The sequence below is a fragment of the Candidatus Pelagibacter sp. HIMB1746 genome, from assembly GCF_052047555.1.
Lineage (GTDB): Bacteria > Pseudomonadota > Alphaproteobacteria > Pelagibacterales > Pelagibacteraceae > Pelagibacter.
The window spans coordinates 37,932-55,016 of sequence record NZ_JBNAJZ010000001.1; the positions used below are offsets into that span (position 1 = coordinate 37,932).

General features: G+C 29.9%; 16 protein-coding genes and 1 tRNA gene. 11 read left to right on the forward strand and 6 right to left on the reverse strand.

Annotation, left to right across the window (positions count from 1 at the left end):
- The first annotated feature begins 44 nt into the window (after positions 1-44).
- From ybgF to ACTTBM_RS00280, 7 genes are all read left to right on the forward strand, one after another.
- Positions 45-1,046 carry a tol-pal system protein YbgF gene (gene ybgF, locus ACTTBM_RS00250; protein ID WP_440634229.1) on the forward strand — a complete coding sequence of 334 codons (1,002 nt, stop codon included), beginning with the start codon at positions 45-47 and terminating at the stop codon, positions 1,044-1,046.
- Positions 1,006-2,028, forward strand: coding sequence for a tRNA lysidine(34) synthetase TilS (gene tilS / locus ACTTBM_RS00255; protein ID WP_440634230.1), 1,023 nt, complete (start codon positions 1,006-1,008; stop codon positions 2,026-2,028). The genes ybgF and tilS overlap by 41 nt, the downstream gene beginning before the upstream one ends.
- 63 nt (positions 2,029-2,091) lie before the next feature.
- Entirely contained in the window at positions 2,092-3,999 is a 1,908-nt protein-coding gene (gene ftsH, locus ACTTBM_RS00260; RefSeq protein ID WP_440634231.1) for an ATP-dependent zinc metalloprotease FtsH, read from the forward strand.
- 6 nt (positions 4,000-4,005) lie between these two features.
- Positions 4,006-5,058, forward strand: coding sequence for a dihydropteroate synthase (folP, locus tag ACTTBM_RS00265; RefSeq protein WP_440634232.1), 1,053 nt, complete (start codon positions 4,006-4,008; stop codon positions 5,056-5,058).
- Positions 5,058-6,389 (forward strand): phosphoglucosamine mutase, encoded by a 1,332-nt coding sequence (gene glmM, locus ACTTBM_RS00270; RefSeq protein WP_440634233.1) that lies wholly within the window; start codon positions 5,058-5,060, stop codon positions 6,387-6,389. Before folP ends, glmM begins: the two co-directional genes overlap by 1 nt.
- 1 nt (position 6,390) lies before the next feature.
- On the forward strand, positions 6,391-7,203 hold the full coding sequence (gene thiD, locus ACTTBM_RS00275) for a bifunctional hydroxymethylpyrimidine kinase/phosphomethylpyrimidine kinase (RefSeq protein WP_440614001.1): 813 nt from the start codon (positions 6,391-6,393) through the stop codon (positions 7,201-7,203).
- Positions 7,203-8,495, forward strand: coding sequence for an adenylosuccinate synthase (locus ACTTBM_RS00280; RefSeq protein ID WP_440634234.1), 1,293 nt, complete (start codon positions 7,203-7,205; stop codon positions 8,493-8,495). Before thiD ends, ACTTBM_RS00280 begins: the two co-directional genes overlap by 1 nt.
- Here ACTTBM_RS00280 and rpoH read toward each other — a convergent pair.
- Complete coding sequence (gene rpoH / locus ACTTBM_RS00285; protein ID WP_262590531.1) at positions 8,492-9,373, reverse strand: RNA polymerase sigma factor RpoH; 882 nt, start codon at positions 9,371-9,373, stop codon at positions 8,492-8,494. The two genes, ACTTBM_RS00280 and rpoH, sit on opposite strands and share 4 nt — an antisense overlap.
- A 53-nt stretch (positions 9,374-9,426) precedes the next feature.
- Positions 9,427-10,407 (reverse strand): RluA family pseudouridine synthase, encoded by a 981-nt coding sequence (locus tag ACTTBM_RS00290; protein WP_440634235.1) that lies wholly within the window; start codon positions 10,405-10,407, stop codon positions 9,427-9,429.
- A gap of 23 nt (positions 10,408-10,430) precedes the next feature.
- Here ACTTBM_RS00290 and ACTTBM_RS00295 point away from each other — a divergent pair.
- Positions 10,431-10,507, forward strand: a tRNA-Arg gene (locus ACTTBM_RS00295).
- A 1-nt stretch (position 10,508) separates the two neighbouring features.
- Here the strand turns inward: ACTTBM_RS00295 and ACTTBM_RS00300 are convergent.
- The 3 genes from ACTTBM_RS00300 to ACTTBM_RS00310 are packed head-to-tail and all read right to left on the reverse strand — an operon-like array spanning position 10,509 to position 12,957.
- Entirely contained in the window at positions 10,509-11,300 is a 792-nt protein-coding gene (locus ACTTBM_RS00300) for an ABC transporter permease (RefSeq protein WP_440614004.1), read from the reverse strand.
- Positions 11,297-12,025, reverse strand: a complete 729-nt coding sequence (locus ACTTBM_RS00305) for an ABC transporter ATP-binding protein (RefSeq protein WP_440634236.1) — start codon at positions 12,023-12,025, stop codon at positions 11,297-11,299. The genes ACTTBM_RS00300 and ACTTBM_RS00305 overlap by 4 nt, the downstream gene beginning before the upstream one ends.
- Complete coding sequence (locus ACTTBM_RS00310; protein WP_440634237.1) at positions 12,022-12,957, reverse strand: L-threonylcarbamoyladenylate synthase; 936 nt, start codon at positions 12,955-12,957, stop codon at positions 12,022-12,024. The genes ACTTBM_RS00305 and ACTTBM_RS00310 overlap by 4 nt, the downstream gene beginning before the upstream one ends.
- 20 nt (positions 12,958-12,977) lie before the next feature.
- Between ACTTBM_RS00310 and ACTTBM_RS00315 the strand changes: the two genes are divergently transcribed.
- The 3 genes from ACTTBM_RS00315 to dxs are packed head-to-tail and all read left to right on the forward strand — an operon-like array spanning position 12,978 to position 15,996.
- Entirely contained in the window at positions 12,978-13,214 is a 237-nt protein-coding gene (locus ACTTBM_RS00315) for an exonuclease VII small subunit (protein WP_262590296.1), read from the forward strand.
- Positions 13,211-14,083 (forward strand): polyprenyl synthetase family protein, encoded by an 873-nt coding sequence (locus ACTTBM_RS00320; RefSeq protein ID WP_440634238.1) that lies wholly within the window; start codon positions 13,211-13,213, stop codon positions 14,081-14,083. Before ACTTBM_RS00315 ends, ACTTBM_RS00320 begins: the two co-directional genes overlap by 4 nt.
- Complete coding sequence (gene dxs / locus ACTTBM_RS00325) at positions 14,080-15,996, forward strand: 1-deoxy-D-xylulose-5-phosphate synthase (RefSeq protein ID WP_440634239.1); 1,917 nt, start codon at positions 14,080-14,082, stop codon at positions 15,994-15,996. Before ACTTBM_RS00320 ends, dxs begins: the two co-directional genes overlap by 4 nt.
- 4 nt (positions 15,997-16,000) lie before the next feature.
- Here the strand turns inward: dxs and aroC are convergent, their stop codons facing one another.
- Positions 16,001-17,083, reverse strand: coding sequence for a chorismate synthase (aroC, locus tag ACTTBM_RS00330; RefSeq protein WP_440634240.1), 1,083 nt, complete (start codon positions 17,081-17,083; stop codon positions 16,001-16,003).
- Positions 17,084-17,085 lie beyond the last annotated feature (2 nt).

Sequence of the window (17,085 nt, forward strand, 5' to 3'; positions counted from 1 at the left end):
TTTAGGGTCTTTTTTTTGCCTTTTTATAATCATATAAAAATTTGATGAGATCACTTTTCAGATCAACATTATTTAATTTAATAATACTAAATTTCTTTTTTTCAGGAATTGCTTACTCAGATAACCACAATATTTATGAAATTTTAGATTTAATTAAAAAAGATTTAAAAACTCTTGAAAGAGCTGTTTACTCTGGATCAATTGAAATAGAAAGTAATACAAATAATCAATCAGTATCAAGTCTTGATAATAATTCTGAGGATGTCTTAACCAGACATTTGTTAAAGTTATCAGAGGTAGAGGAGCAGTTTAGAGAACTTACTAATAAATTTGAGGAAATTAATTTTAAGCTTGATAAACTTTCAAACAGAGTATCCAAGCTACAGTCTGATAATCAGATAAGGTTTCAAGATATAGAAAATGATTTAAGTTCTGTTAATGTAATTGATAGCAGTCAACAACTCAGTTCTGCGCCTAAAATTGAGAAGCAAATTCTTCCTGGAAGCTCGCAGCCTCAGGACTTAGGTACAATTTCTTATAAAGATATGGAAACTGCAGAGAAGAATCAACAGATTCAATCAGTTGAAACTACAGCTTCTATTGTAGAAGAAACTTTTCAAGCTGAAGATAAAATTTTACCAATAGATTTAACTCCAAAAGAACAATATGAATTTGCAACAAGTTTCTTAAAAGTTGGAGATTACAGTACAGCAGAAAGAGCTTTTAGAGAATTTGTGTTATCAAATCCTGAAGATGAATTAGCAGGTAGTGCTCAATATTGGTATGCAGAAACTTTCAGAATAAGACAACTTTATACTGATGCTGCTTCAGCTTATCTCGAAGGATATCAAAAATATCCAAAAGGAAAGAAAGCTCCAATAAATTTATTAAAACTTGGAGTTTCAATGGTTCAAATTGGTGAAAAAGATCAAGGCTGTAAGATGATTAATGGTGTAGAGTTGCAATATCCAAACGCAAATCAGTCTGTAATACAAAAAGCAAAATATGAGTCTAAAAAATTTGAATGCGTCAAGCAAGATTCATAAACAACTTCTTAATAAGCTAAGAGATAAAAGAATTTATAAAATCTATAATAAATTTGAAAATAATTTAAATTTAAATAACGATTTTACAGTTGCTGTGTCAGGTGGCCCTGATAGTCTTGCTTTAGCTTTTTTTTCAAAAATTTATTCAATTAAAAAATCTTTAAAAATTAAATACTTTCTAGTTGACCATAAATTGAGAAATAATTCATCTGTAGAAGCTTTATTTGTAAAAAATCTTTTGAAGGATTTTTCTATAGATTTAGATATTTTAAAATGGAATGGGAAAAAACCCAAAAATAATATCCAATCTCTTGCAAGAAAAAAGAGATATAATCTCTTAATTAACCAATCAAAAAAATTTAAAATTAATCATATTTTATTTGGTCATCATGAAGATGATGTTTATGAAAATTTTTTAATTAGGCTTTTAAGAGGTAGTGGTTTAAAGGGTATCGTATCTTTAGACAAAACGACTTTAATTAATAATGCAAATATCTTAAGACCTTTAATAAACGTTGAAAAAAAAGATTTAATCTACATCTCAAAAAAGGTGTTTAATAAATATGTAGAAGACCCTTCAAATGAAGATGAAATTTTTAAAAGAGTAAGAATTAGAAATTTAATTAAAAATCTTGAAAGTGAAGGTTTGGATAAAAGTAAATTTAAATTATCAATTAGTAATTTAAAAAGTGTCGACCAATCAATCCAGTTTTTTTGTGAAAAAAATTTAAAAGAAAATTCGATTATTTCTCAAAATAAAGTTGTATTAAAAGAAGAATTTTTTAACTTTCCTCAAGAAGTTTTGTTCAGGTCATTTTCAAAGATCTTACAGTTAGTTGGGAAAAAGTATTTTCCGCCCAGAGGTAAAAAAATTACCAATATTTTAGAAAATCTACAGAGTAAAATTACTTTTAAGTCTACACTTGGAAATTGTGTAATAAAAAAAATCAAGAAAACTGTAATTGTATATAAAGAGCGTTAATATCACTAAATTTATAGTTATTTTGTCACTTGTTTAATTTGCAATAATTCTTATCTTTACATCATGAATTTTAAAAATCTGGCTATGTGGGGAATAATAGTTTTTTTAACTATTGGTCTTTATAACATGTTTAAAAATCCTCAATCAAATATTAGAGGAGGAAATCAAATAATTTTTTCAGATTTTTTAACTTCAGTTGAAAATGGAGAAGTTTTAAAAGTTGAGATACAGGGAAACAACATCAAGGGTGTTTACTCAAATGGAAATTCATTTTCAACTTATGCTCCAAACGATCCAAATTTAATTGAAAAATTATCAGACAAAGGAGTAAGTATTTCAGCGGCTCCGTTAGATGAAAAAATGCCATCTTTATTTGGCGTACTACTTTCTTGGTTCCCAATGCTTTTATTAATTGCTGTTTGGATATTTTTTATGCGACAGATGCAAGGTGGAAAAGGTGGAGCAATGGGATTTGGCAAGTCAAAAGCTAAGATGATGAATGAACTTAAAGGCAAAGTAACATTTAATGATGTTGCTGGAGTAGAAGAGGCAAAAGAAGAAGTAGAAGAAATTGTAGAATTTTTAAAAGACCCTAAAAAATTTAGTAGACTTGGTGGAAAGATACCTAGAGGTGCTTTATTGGTTGGACCTCCAGGAACGGGAAAAACTTTGTTAGCAAGAGCTATTGCAGGTGAAGCAGGAGTTCCTTTCTTTACTATCTCTGGTTCAGATTTTGTTGAAATGTTTGTTGGTGTTGGAGCATCAAGAGTAAGAGATATGTTTGAACAAGGTAAAAAAAATTCTCCGTGCATAATATTCATTGATGAAATAGATGCAGTTGGAAGAAGTAGAGGTGCAGGTTTAGGTGGAGGTAATGATGAAAGAGAGCAAACTTTAAACCAATTATTAGTAGAGATGGATGGGTTTGATACTAATGAGGGAGTTATCATAATTGCAGCAACAAATAGACCTGATGTTCTTGATCCAGCACTATTAAGACCTGGAAGATTTGACAGACAAGTAGTTGTTTCAAACCCAGATATTATTGGAAGAGAAAAAATTTTAAAAGTCCATGTGAAAAAAATTAAGATGGCACCCGATGTAAATTTAAGAACTATTGCAAGAGGGACCCCCGGTTTTTCAGGGGCAGATTTAGCTAACTTAGTCAATGAAGCTGCTTTATTAGCAGCTAGAAAAAATAAAAGAATTGTAACTTTATTAGAATTTGAAGAGGCAAAAGATAAAGTATTAATGGGTGCTGAAAGAAGATCAATGGTAATGACTGAGGATGAAAAAAAACTTACCGCATATCACGAAGGTGGCCATGCTTTAGTCTCGTTTAATATGCCTAGTTATGATCCAATTCATAAAGCCACTATCATTCCAAGAGGAAGAGCTTTGGGAATGGTTATGAATTTACCAGAAAGAGATAAACATGGATATTCAATCAAATATTTAAAAGCTAGACTAGCAGTTTGTTTTGGAGGAAGAGTTGCAGAAGAATTAATTTTTGGAAAAGATAACATTTCTACAGGAGCAGGTGGAGGAAGTGGTTCAGATATTAATCAAGCTACTCAACTTGCAAGAGCGATGGTAACTAAATATGGTATGAGTGAGGAAATGGGTCCAGTTGAATATGGGGAAAATCAAGAGGAAGTTTTCTTAGGAAGATCAGTTACTCAAACACAATCAGTTTCTGAAGAAGTTGCTCAAAAAATTGATAAGGAAATTAGGAAACTAGTCGACGAAGGATATAATCAAGCAAAGAAAATTTTGACTGAGAAAATTGACGATCTACATAAAATTGCTAAAGCATTAATTACTTACGAAACCTTAACAGGTGAAGAGATTGAGAACATAATTAACAAAAACTTATATCCAAAAGATAAAATTTTAGAAAATCAAGACTCAAAAGATGATCATGACTCGGCTTTAGGAGCCATGGGTCTAAAACCAAAAATTGTTCATTAATTTATAATGCAAAGATATTACACAAGAGCGTGTAATTTCTATTATGGCAATCAATCAAAAATTTTAGTAAGTAAAAAAAAAGCCATACCATTACATCAAATTAAGGAAATATCGTTTGATCATATTGAAATAATAACTAGAAAATCAAAGAAAAAAATTTCAATTAATCAAATAAAATATTTACCAAATGATTTGAAGAAAAAAGTTAATTTAGATTTAAAAAAAATTAAAACTAAAAAAAAAAATTTTTCTAACTTAGAATTTAAAAAAGTTCCAAATATACTAGGTGTCTTAAATCTTACCCCAGATAGTTTTTCTGATGGAGGAAAATTTAATACAAAACAAAGAGGAATAAGTCATGCTTTTAAACTATATAACGATGGCGCTGATTTAATCGATGTTGGAGGAGAGTCAACAAGACCAGGTTCAAAGACAGTAAATAAAGAAGATGAATGGAAAAGAATTAATGAAATCTTAAAATCTATTGTAAAAAAAATTCCGATTTCTTTGGATACTAGAAAATCTGATATAATGAAAAATGGAATTAAATTAGGTGTAAAACTAATTAATGATGTTTCAGGCTTAAGTTTTGATACAGAAACAATAGACGTATTAAAAAAAAATAAAGTTCCTTTTGTCATTCAGCACACGCTTGGAACACCAGAAAATATGCAAAAAAATCCAAAATATAATAATGAATTACTAGATATTTATGATTTTTTTGAGGAGAAAATAAAACTTCTAAGGTCTAAAGGTATTAAACATAACAATATAATTTTAGACCCTGGAATCGGGTTTGGAAAAAAACTGAAACATAATATGAATTTAATCAGAAGTGTTTCTATTTTTCATTCATTAGGATTTCCTATACTTGTAGGAAATTCTAGAAAAAGATTTATTAGAGATATTTCCAAAAAAAATGATAGCTTTACTAGAATTGGAGGAACAATATCGTCATCATTATATTTGATGACACAAGGAGTTCAGATTTTAAGAATTCATGATGTTAATGAAGTTATGCAAGCAATTAAAGTTTTTAAAGAGATAACAAATAAATAATGGCAAAAAAATATTTTGGAACAGATGGAATAAGAGGAGCTATTAATAGTGAAAATATTAATGGAGATATGTTTTTTAAGTTTGGACTAGCTAGTGGTACATATTTTAAATCCCAAAAGAAAAAAAAACAAACAGCAATAATAGCAAAAGATACAAGATTGTCAGGATATACACTTGAACCTGCGCTTGTTTCTGGTTTGGCTTCTGCTGGCATGCATGTTTACACATTGGGTCCTTTACCAACCAATGGATTAGCTATGCTTACAAAAGAAATGAAGGCTAATATGGGTATTATGATTACAGCTTCTCATAATCCTCATTATGACAATGGATTAAAATTATTTGGTCCTGATGGAATGAAATTATCAGATAAAATAGAAAAAAAAATAGAAGCTCTTATAGATAAAAAAATATCAAATAACCTTTCCAGTCCTGAAAAGTTAGGAAGAGTTAAAAGATTAGAAACAGGCACTAAACAATATATTAAAATATTAAAAAAAAATTTCACAAAAGAGTTCAATTTAAGAGGATTAAGAATTGTTATAGATTGTGCCAATGGTGCTGGTTATAAAGCAGGGCCTGAGTTATTAAAATCATTAGGCGCTAAAGTTATAGCAATAGGTGTAAACCCAAATGGTTTAAACATTAATAAAGATTGTGGCTCAACTTTTCCAAGAAAAATTAGAACAGCTGTAAAAAAATATAAAGCTCATATTGGCATTTCTTTAGATGGAGATGCTGATAGAATTATAATGTGCGATGAAAAAGGTAACATTGTAGATGGTGATCAAATAATAGCTGCTTTAGCTGCAAGATGGAAAAATAAAAAAATGCTAAAAGGTGGTGTTGTTGGAACTTTAATGTCGAATTATGGATTGGAAAAATATTTAAAATCTAAAAGAATAAAATTTTTAAGAGCTAATGTAGGCGATAGATATGTTAAAGAAAAAATGCAAAAATATAAATTTAATTTAGGTGGTGAACAATCAGGACATATTATTTTAGGTAAATTTGCAACAACTGGAGACGGGTTGCTTGTAGCTTTAGAAGTTCTTTTTGCTCTGAGAAAAGGTAAAAAAACGAGTGAATTTTTTCAGAGTTTCAAGAAAACTCCTCAATTATTAGAAAATATAACTGTTAAAGATAAAAATATTATTAATAAACCTGAAATAAAAAAAGTTATAAAACTCGCAGAAAAATTAATTCATGGTAAGGGAAGAGTTTTAGTTAGAAAATCGGGAACAGAAGCTAAAATTAGAGTCATGGCAGAAAGTGATAATAAAATACTTTTATCCAGATGTGTAAACATGATATCCAAAAAAATAAAATAAATTGAAACCAAATTCGAAAATTTTAATTATTGCGGGTTCAGATTCATCTGGTGGGGCTGGTATACAAGCTGATATTAAAACTGTTACAGCTCTAGGTTCTTATGCGATGACAGCTATAACTGCAGTTACAATTCAAAATACTACAGGTGTGAAATCAATAGTAGGCATCAATCCAAAAGAAATTTTCAATCAAATAGTTTTTACTTCAAAAGATATTAAGCCTGATGCAATCAAAATAGGAATGTTACACTCATCTAATGTTATCAAGATGGTAATTAAAGCATTAAATTTAATTAAAGTTAAAAGTATTATTTTAGACCCTGTCATGGTTGCAAAAGGTGGTGCCAAATTAATAGATAATAAAGCAATTAAGTTATTAAAATCGGAATTAATAAAAAAAGTTTCACTAGTTACCCCTAATATTCCTGAAGCTGAAATTTTGACTGAAACAAAAATCATATCTGTTGAAGATATGATTTACGCTGCAAATAAGCTTATGGAATTTGGAGCTAAAAATGTTCTTATTAAAGGTGGACATTCAAAAAATAAAATAGTTAAGGATGTTTTTGTTAATAAAAAAGATATTAAGATTTTTAATAGTACGCGTTATAAAACAAATAATACTCATGGTACAGGTTGTACTTTATCAAGTGCAGTCACTACATTTGTATCGTGTGGAAAACCAGCAAAGAAATCTTGTGAGCTTGGAATTAAGTATGTAAATTCAGCTATTAAAACAAACCCAAATTATGGAAGAGGTCATGGTCCAATTAACCATCTCACTTCTATAAAAGTAAATAAAAAATTTAATTAATGAAAAACATAGTTGTTGTTGGATCTCAATGGGGTGATGAAGGAAAAGGTAAGATTGTTGATTGGTTATCTGAACAGGCAGATGTAGTTATTAGATTTCAAGGTGGTCATAATGCGGGCCACACTCTTGTTATTGATGGCGTTACTTATAAGCTAAGATTACTTCCATCTGGCATTGTTAGAAAAGGTAAAATATCAATAATTGGTAATGGTGTTGTTGTAGATCCTTGGGCCTTATTGGAAGAAATTGAAGAGATTAAATCTAAAGGTGTAGAAGTAGATGTAGATAACTTCATAATATCAGAATCTGCAAATCTGATTTTGCCATTCCATAGAGAAATGGATGAAATTAGAGAAGATACTGCAGGAAAAAGTAAAATAGGAACTACCAGAAGAGGAATTGGTCCTGCTTATGAGGATAAAGTAGGAAGAAGATCAATAAGGGTTATGGATTTAAGATCAGAAAAAAATTTAGATCAAAGATTAGATTCTGTATTGATACATCATAATGCAATCAGAAAAGGACTTGGAAAAAAAATTTTTGAAAAAGATCAACTTAAATCTGATTTACTCAAAATTGCTACTAAAATATTAAAATTTTCACAGCCTGTATGGCTTAAAATTGATCAATTTAAAAAGCAAAAAAAGAAAATTTTATTTGAAGGTGCCCAAGGCATTTTACTTGATGTAGATCATGGAACTTATCCTTTTGTAACTTCATCTAATACAGTTGCTTCGAGCGCAGCTACTGGAACAGGCTGTGGTCCTAATTCAATAAACTATGTTTTAGGAATTACAAAAGCTTATACAACAAGAGTAGGGGAAGGGCCTTTTCCAACAGAACTAACTGATGAAGTAGGTGAACTTTTGGGCACACGTGGAAAAGAATTTGGAACTGTTACAAGTAGAAAAAGGAGATGTGGGTGGTTTGATGGTGTTCTAGTAAGACAAACAATTAAAGTTTCAGGTATAGATGGTATAGCTTTAACAAAATTGGACGTTCTTGATGAATTAGATGAAATTAAAATGTGCATTGCTTATGAACTAGATGGAGAAAAATTAGATTATTTGCCTGCTGCTGTAGAGGATCAAATTAAAATAAAACCAATTTACAAATCTTTTCCAGGCTGGAAAGTATCTACTAGTGGAATTAAAAATATGGACTCATTACCTGATAATGCAAAAAAATATATTTTTGCAGTAGAAGATTTTATAGGTGCAAAAATATCAAGCGTCTCTACTAGTCCTGAAAGAGATGATACTATTTTAATTGAAAATCCTTTTGAAGCTTAATTTGCAGGTAATAAATTTTTAGATTTAGCAAGAAGTAGCATTTGTTTTTGAAGTTTTTCAAATGCTTTATTTTCTATTTGTCTAACTCTTTCTCTACTAATTTTATATTTTTTACTTAAATCTTCCAGGGTTGTTGGATCATCATTAAGTCTTCTTGAATACAATATCTCTCTTTCTCTATCATTAAGCACTGTAATAGAATCTTTTAATAAGTCTTTTCTTTGCTCCATTTCCTCATGTTGAGCAAATTTTAAATCATGATCAAGCTCTTTATCTACTAACCAGTCTTGCCATTCATCACCATCCTCTCCAACTTGAGCATTCAATGAAAACTCTTTTCCAGAAAGTCTTCTGTTCATTGAAACAACTTCTTCTTTACTCACATCAAGTTTGTTAGCAATATGGTTTACGTGTTCATCCCTTAAATCACCTTCAGTTTCAGGGGATATTTGGTTTTTAATTTTTTTTAAATTAAAAAATAATTTTTTTTGAGCAGTTGTTGTTCCAATTTTTACAAGACTCCAAGATCTTAAAATATATTCTTGGATGGATGCTTTAATCCACCACATAGCATAAGTTGCTAATCTAAAACCTTTTTCCGGTTCAAATTTTTTAACAGCCTGCATCAAACCAACATTTCCTTCTGAAATCATTTCATTAATTGGCAGACCATAGCCTTTGTATCCCATAGCAATTTTTGCAACTAATCTTAAGTGACTAGTTACTAATTTTTCAGCAGCTTTAATATTTCCAGTTGTTTTCCAATTTTTGGCTAACATATATTCTTCTTCTGCGGCCAACATTGGGAATTTTTTAATCTGTTCTAAATATGCAGAAAGACCACCCTCATTGGATAGTGTAGGAAGATTGTTGCTCATAGTTGTGTTCATAGCAGAGTTTATTTAGTTAATTATACTTAATTTTCAATAATTTATTCTTCAGTGTTTCTAAGCATTTTTAAAATATTATTTAGTTCTTGAGGCAAAATTGAGGTAAAAATCAGCTCTTTCTGAGTTTTAGGATGAACAAAGCCTAAAGTCTTTGCGTGTAGAAATTGTCTGTCTAAATTTGTAATTGAATTTTGAATGTCAAAATCAACGTTTTTCAATTTTTTATATTTTTTTTTATATTTGTCATCACCAACTAAACTATTTCCTTTATAGTTCATGTGCACTCTGATTTGATGAGTTCTACCAGTTTCTAATTTGCATTCGACTAAACTTAATGTAGGTATTTTTTTATTTTCGAAAATTTCAATTGTTTTATAGTTTGTTACAGCTTTCTTGCCCTTTGAATTGCTCACTTCCATAAGTTGTCTATTTTTTGAACTACGAGTAATAAATGTTTCTATCCTACCAAAAGATGGTCTTAGCTTTCCCCATATTAAAAGTTGGTATTCTCTAATAATTGTGTGCTTACTGAATTGTTTTGATAAATCTTCATGGGTCTCATTATTTTTTGCCACAACAACTAAACCTGAAGTATTTTTATCAATTCTATGGACAATTCCAGGTCTTAATTCATCCCCAATAGTTGATAAAGATTCTTTATTGTAATGCATCAATGCATTTACAATTGTTTTGTCATAATTGCCTGCTCCAGGATGCATTATAATTCCTGAAGGTTTATCGATGACTAATAAATCAGAATCTTCATAAACAATATTTAATTTAAAATCATAAGGCTTTAGAGATGCAATCTCTGGTTCTGGAATCGTAAGATTTACAACATCACCAATCGAAACTTTTTTAGATGGACTTTTAATTATTTCATTATTTAGTTTTAATTTCTCTTTTAAAATTAAATTTTTAACTCTGGTTCTACTAATAATTTCGTCTCTTTTGTTAATTAATACATCTACTCTTAAATTCTTTTCTTCTTCTTCAACTATAAAATTAATGCTTTTTTCCATAAAATATAATATTAATACTAAATGCGCTTGTAGCTCAACTGGATAGAGCGCCAGATTTCGGCTCTGGAGGTTCAGGGTTCGACTCCTTGCAGGCGCACCATTTACTCTCCAATATTAATTAATGTCCCTTTTTCTCTAGCTTTATCAAACGAAAAATAAAAAGTTGCTATAGCAACTGTGAAATAAAATGCATTTAATGAAAGTGCGATACGAATATTTTCATAGCTAACAATTCCATTGACCAAGATATTTCTGGTTTCTTCAAATATATAAACTAATGGCAATGCGAAAGCTATTGATTGAAATATTTCAGGTAAAATTTCAACTGGATAATAGATACAGCCAAAAGGTGCCAATAAAAACATTGTAGACCATGCAATATTCTCAAAAGATGGCCCAAATCTTAGCAACCCAGCAGATACAAAAAGCCCCAAAGTAATTCCAAAAATGTACAAACTTAAAAAAAGAAAAGCTAATGGTAATCCCAAGTTTAATATAGATATGCCAAATAATGGTGAGGTTAAAAGTATCGCTGGAATTAATCCGATTAAAGCTCTTATTAAAGCGGTGATTACAAGTGCAGTAATTATTTCACTAATTTTCATTGGAGCAATAAATAAATTAGTAAAATTCCTACTCCAAATTTCTTCTAAAAATAACATATTAAAACCAATGCTTGTTCTAAAAAGAAAATCATAAAGAATTGCACAAGACAATATAACTCCAACAGCTCCACTATAATATGAACTGTGTGCTGCAAAAAAATTGGAAATGAAACCCCAAAGAGTTATCTGGATGGAGGGCCAATATATTAAATCAAGTATTCTTGGGAACGATCTAGTAATTAAATAAAAATGCCTTAAAAATAATCCATATATTCTTGTAATATTCATTTATCTTTCCTAACAATTTCTAAAAAAACTTCTTCCAGGTTTTTTTGTCCATATTTTTTTATTAAATCTTCTGGAGTACCACTGTCTACGATAGCACCATCTTTCATCATCATAACAGAATTACACAATCTTTTTACTTCATCCATATTATGAGAAGCCAGCAAAACAGATATTTTTTTTTCTTCTTTATACTTTTCTAAAAAGGTTCTAATAAAATCTGCTGTTTCGGGGTCTAGAGCAGCAGTTGGCTCATCTAACAAGAGCACAGTAGGATCATTAATTAATGCTTTCGCAAGACTGACCCTATTTTTTTGTCCTGATGACAGCTCTCCTGTAATTTTATCTAAAAGATCTGCCAATCTTAATTTTTCTGAGAGAAAATTAATTCTCTCATTCAAATTTTGAATATTATATAGTTTCCCATACACAATTAAATTTTGGTTTACAGTTAATTTTTTAGGCAATTCAATATAGGGAGAAATAAAATTCATTTTGTGTAGAATTGAAATCTTATTATTTTCAATATTTTTACCGTTAATTAAGACTTGGCCACTTGTAGGTTTTAATAATCCCAGTATCATTCCGATTGTTGTTGTTTTTCCGCATCCATTTGGACCTAACAATCCTACTATTTCATTTTCATTAATTTTAAAATTTATATTATTAACTGCATTTTTACTCTTATATGATTTTGATAGATTTATGACTTCTATTGAGTTTTTCATTTGAAGTTTGATGCTCTCTTGAGTCTGTCATTTATTGTTTTTCCAATTCCTTCATTTGGTATTTTTTCTACAGCTATTGATTTATATTTATCTTCTTTTATTTTCCTCAAAACACTATACAGGTTTCTGGCAGCTTCATTTAAGTTACTTGTTTTGCTTAAATAATAAATATCTTTAGATATATTTTCTCTTTTTTTTAAGAGTACAAAAGCTTCATTTTTTTTGTTTTTTTTTGCATTCATTCTTAAAGGTAATCCTGGAGAATAGTGTAAAGGAAAAAGACCAGGAGAAATTTTATCTTTTGAATTTATATTAATTATTATTTTTTGATTCAAAGTTTTTTTAATCTTTGAAACACTCAATCCTCCATATCTTAGTAATCTAGGTTTATTTGTTATATTTAATATTGTAGACTCGACACCAATTTTACAAAAACCACCATTCAAAATAAATTTTATTTTGTTGCCGAATTCATCTTTGACGTCTGCTGCTTTTACAGCACTTAACCTTGAAGAAATATTAGCACTTGGTGCTGCAACTGGATATTTTAAATTTTTGAGTAATTTTCTAAATAGAGGATGTTTTGGAAATCGTATAGCAACTGTTTTTTTATTATTAGTTACAAACTTTGATATTTTAGAATTTTTTTTGAGCTTCAATATATATGTTATTGGTCCTGGAGAAAATTTTTTATAAAGTTTAATAAAATTATCATTTATTTCACAGTCTTCTGAAATTTTTTTTAAATTATAGTAGTGAACAATTAGTGGATTGTTAGCAGGTCTTCTTTTTAGTTTAAAAATTTTTTTAACAGCAGTGTCCGAGTATGCGTTACCTGCGAGTCCGTAAACAGTTTCTGTTGGAACAGCTACACAATGACTTTTATCTAAGTAATTTTTTGCTTTTTTGATGTTTGATTGAATATTTTTCATGTAATAGTAATGATTAATATATGAAAGATAAAAATTTACCACTTGATTATGATAATAGAACGCTTGAAGAGTTAACAGATGAAGCAAATCAAATGATAAAGTCTTTAGAAGAAAAAGATGACCTAGACAATTCTGTAGAAAGCTATCAAGAGTTACTAAAATTAAATAATTTAATTGAAAAAAAATTTCAAAAAAATTTGAGATCCATTAGTGAAAATACAAATAAAAAAATTAAGGATATCATTAAGAGAAAGTGAAAAATCAACTTAATAAAATTGCAAAAGATACCAATTTATTCTTGAAAAAATATATTCAGGAACAAGAAAATTCCAAATTAGTTTATGCAATGAAGTATGGATTATTCCCTGGGGGAAAAAAAATTAGATCTAAAATATTAATTGATATTGGATCGTTATTCTCAATTAACTATCACACATTAATTGCTATAGGTGCTGCTGTAGAATGTATTCATGCTTATTCTCTTATTCATGATGATTTACCATGCATGGATAACGATAATATGAGAAGAGGTAAACCATCAGCTCATATTAAATTTGGTGAGTCGACAGCTGTCCTTGCTGGAAATTCATTATTAACAATGGCTTTTGAAATTTTAACTAGTTCTAAGATAAAGTTGAGTGACAAAATTAAAGTTAAATTAGTAGATAAACTTTCTATGTGTTCAGGACATTTGGGTATAGCGGGTGGTCAATATTTAGATTTAGATTATGAAAAAAAGAAAGTTTCAAAAAAACAAATTATAGAAATGGAAATTAAAAAAACAGGAAAACTTTTTAGTTTTTGTTGTGCAGTACCAGCAATCATTAAGGAGAAAAGTCTAAAGGAAATAAAATTTTTTGAGAGTCTTGGTTCTGATATTGGTCTTCTTTTTCAAATAGCAGATGATTTAATAGATTTTAAAGGTAATTCTAAAATTGCTGGGAAGAGAACAAAAAAAGATCAAAAAAAAGGCAAAGCTACGCTTATAAGTTTGCTAGGTTATGATGCTTCAATAAAATATTGTGGTAAGATTATTTCAGATATTAATAGAAATTTAAAAATTTATGGTTCAAAATCAGAAAATTTAAACGATACATTAGAATTTATATTGAATAGAAATAAATGAAAAATAATTACAAGTTTTTAGATAATATTAACTTTCCATCTGATTTAAGAAAAGTTTCTGAAAATGATTTACAACAAGTAGCTGATGAAGTTAGAGAAGAGATGATCAGTGCAGTATCTAAAACTGGTGGACATTTAGGTGCAGGTCTAGGGGTTGTTGAGCTGACTGTAGCTCTGCACTATGTTTTTGACACACCTAATGATAGATTAATTTGGGATGTAGGACACCAAGCATATCCACATAAAATTTTAACAGGAAGAAAACAAAAAATTACAACCTTAAGACAAGGCAACGGTTTATCAGGTTTTACTAAAAGATCTGAAAGTGAATATGACCCATTTGGTGCAGCTCATAGTTCCACATCTATATCATCTGCGCTTGGCATGGCTGAAGCAAATAAATTAGAAAATAAATCTTCAAATGTAATAGCTGTTATTGGAGATGGCGCTATTAGTGCTGGTATGGCATACGAAGCTATGAATAATGCTGGCGCATCAAAAACTAAAATGATCGTTATATTAAATGATAATGACATGTCTATAGCAAAACCAGTAGGTGCAATGAGAACATATTTAGCAAAGTTATTTACTGGAAAAATCTATTTTAGCTTAAGAGAAACTTTAAAATTAGTCACCTCAGCTTTTTCAAAAAGATTTAGTGCTAAAGCTGGTAAGGCAGAAGATTTTTTTCGTTCTGCTGTCACCGGTGGAACACTATTTAGCTCACTTGGTTTTTATTATGCAGGACCAATAGATGGACATGATCTTTCCTCACTTGTCCCTATTTTAAGAAATGCTAGAGACTCAAAGCATGAGGGTCCAATTATGATACATATTAAAACTCAAAAAGGAAAAGGATATTCTTATGCTGAAAAAGCTAGCGATCACTATCATGGAGTATCAAAATTTAATGTTGAAACTGGAGAGCAACAAAAAAGTGGTTCTAATTTACCTGCATATACAAAAGTTTTTGCAAATACACTTGTTAAGCATGCAAAAAAAGACAGTAAGATTGTTGGAATAACTGCAGCAATGCCAGGTGGAACTGGTATGGATATCTTTGGCAAGGAATTTCCAAAAAGAATGTTTGACGTTGGTATAGCTGAACAGCATGCAGTTACTTTTGCTGCAGGTCTTGCAACAGAAGGGTATAAACCCTATGCCGCTATCTATTCTACCTTTCTTCAAAGAGCTTACGATCAAGTAGTGCATGATGTAGCAATACAAAGTCTACCTGTAAGATTTGCAATTGATAGAGCTGGATTAGTTGGCGCAGATGGATCAACGCATGCAGGGTCTTTTGATATTACTTATTTGTCAACTTTACCAAATTTTATCGTGATGGCAGCTAGTGATGAAGCTGAGTTAGTAAAAATGATTAATACTTCGGTTGATATTAATGACAAACCCTGTGCAATAAGATATCCAAGAGGAACAGGTATTGGAGTTGAACTTCCTTCAATAGAGGAAAAAATAGAGATAGGTAAAGGAAAAATTATTCAGCAAGGAACTCAAGTTTGTTTGTTGAGCTTAGGAACTAGACTTGAAGAATGTAAAGTAGCTGCAGAAGAATTGAAAGCAAAGGGTATTTCAACAACAATTATAGATGCCAGATTTGCAAAACCTTTAGATGAAGATTTAATTTTAAAATCTGCAAGAGAACATGAATTAATGATTACAATTGAGGAAGGTTCTATAGGAGGATTTGGTTCCCATGTTAAAAATTTATTAGCTGAAAAAGGGATATTTGATAAAGGGTTAAAATTTAGATCCATGACTCTTCCAGATGAATTCATAGAGCAAGATAATCCAAAAAATATGTATGATATTGCTGGACTTAATAGTCCGCAAATTACAAAAAAAGTTTTAGAAGTTTTATTTAATAAGGATTCAATTAGAGTAGTAAAAAACTAATTATTTATCCGCACTGAGCCTGATTCATTAGGTAGTGGTCTAATAAAACACAATTCATCATAGCTTCTCCAACTGGAACAGCTCTTATTCCTACGCAAGGGTCATGTCTCCCTTTAACTGATATTGTGGTATTTTTTCCAAATTTATTAATAGTTTTTCTTGTAGTTAAAATTGAAGATGTAGGTTTAACTGCAAATGATGCTATTATTTCTTGCCCAGAAGAAATTCCGCCTAAGATCCCGCCTGCATTATTAGAGTTAAATTTTAATTTATTATTTTTTAATGATATTTCGTCAGAGTTTTGCTCGCCACTTAGTTGTGCAGAATTCATTCCAGCACCAACATTTACTCCTTTAACTGCGTTAATGCTCATAAACGCTGATGCAATATCAGAATCTAATTTTGAATAAATAGGCGCACCAAGACCTGCAGGAATACCTCTTGCTCTAACCTCTATTACAGCGCCACATGATGACCCTGATTTTCTTACACCAAGTAAATATTTTTCCCATAACTTAATCATAGACTTATCTGGACAAAAGAATGGATTTTTTGAAATAATTTTATCATTCCACTGTGACGTATCACATCCTAAGATTCCTAATTGAGTTACAGCACCTATAACTTTAAATTTTTTTCCTAATTTTTTTTGAAGTACTAGTTTAGCTATAGCACCAGCCGCAACTCTTGAAGCTGTCTCTCTAGCTGAAGATCTTCCTCCACCTCTGTAATCTCTAATTCCGTATTTTTTGAAATAGGTAAAGTCCGCATGCCCTGGTCTGAATTTATCTTTTATATTTCCATAATCTTTAGATCTCATGTCTTTATTATAAATAATTAAAGAAATTGGTGTGCCAGTAGTTTTTCCTTCAAATACACCTGAAAGTATTTGGACTTTATCGTCTTCTTTTCTTTGTGTGGTAAATTTTGATTGTCCAGGTTTTCTTTTATCTAATTCTAATTGAATATCTTTTTCATCTAGATTTATGTTTGGAGGACAACCGTCAACTATACAACCAATAGCAGGACCGTGAGATTCACCCCAAGTTGTGAAACGAAATAGCTTTCCAAAAGTGTTAAATGACATTA

Bases quoted from the DNA above. Each gene is read 5' to 3' on its own strand.
- ACTTBM_RS00300 (WP_440614004.1), bottom strand. From the start codon at position 11,300: ATGAATATTACAAGAATATATGGATTATTTTTAAGGCATTTTTATTTA.
- rpoH (WP_262590531.1), bottom strand. From the start codon at position 9,373: ATGAGCAACAATCTTCCTACACTATCCAATGAGGGTGGTCTTTCTGCA.
- ACTTBM_RS00315 (WP_262590296.1), top strand. From the start codon at position 12,978: ATGAAAGATAAAAATTTACCACTTGATTATGATAATAGAACGCTTGAA.
- aroC (WP_440634240.1), bottom strand. From the start codon at position 17,083: ATGTCATTTAACACTTTTGGAAAGCTATTTCGTTTCACAACTTGGGGT.
- dxs (WP_440634239.1), top strand. From the start codon at position 14,080: ATGAAAAATAATTACAAGTTTTTAGATAATATTAACTTTCCATCTGAT.
- ftsH (WP_440634231.1), top strand. From the start codon at position 2,092: ATGAATTTTAAAAATCTGGCTATGTGGGGAATAATAGTTTTTTTAACT.
- ACTTBM_RS00290 (WP_440634235.1), bottom strand. From the start codon at position 10,407: ATGGAAAAAAGCATTAATTTTATAGTTGAAGAAGAAGAAAAGAATTTA.
- ybgF (WP_440634229.1), top strand. From the start codon at position 45: ATGAGATCACTTTTCAGATCAACATTATTTAATTTAATAATACTAAAT.
- folP (WP_440634232.1), top strand. From the start codon at position 4,006: ATGCAAAGATATTACACAAGAGCGTGTAATTTCTATTATGGCAATCAA.
- tilS (WP_440634230.1), top strand. From the start codon at position 1,006: ATGAGTCTAAAAAATTTGAATGCGTCAAGCAAGATTCATAAACAACTT.
- ACTTBM_RS00305 (WP_440634236.1), bottom strand. From the start codon at position 12,025: ATGAAAAACTCAATAGAAGTCATAAATCTATCAAAATCATATAAGAGT.
- glmM (WP_440634233.1), top strand. From the start codon at position 5,058: ATGGCAAAAAAATATTTTGGAACAGATGGAATAAGAGGAGCTATTAAT.
- ACTTBM_RS00280 (WP_440634234.1), top strand. From the start codon at position 7,203: ATGAAAAACATAGTTGTTGTTGGATCTCAATGGGGTGATGAAGGAAAA.
- ACTTBM_RS00310 (WP_440634237.1), bottom strand. From the start codon at position 12,957: ATGAAAAATATTCAATCAAACATCAAAAAAGCAAAAAATTACTTAGAT.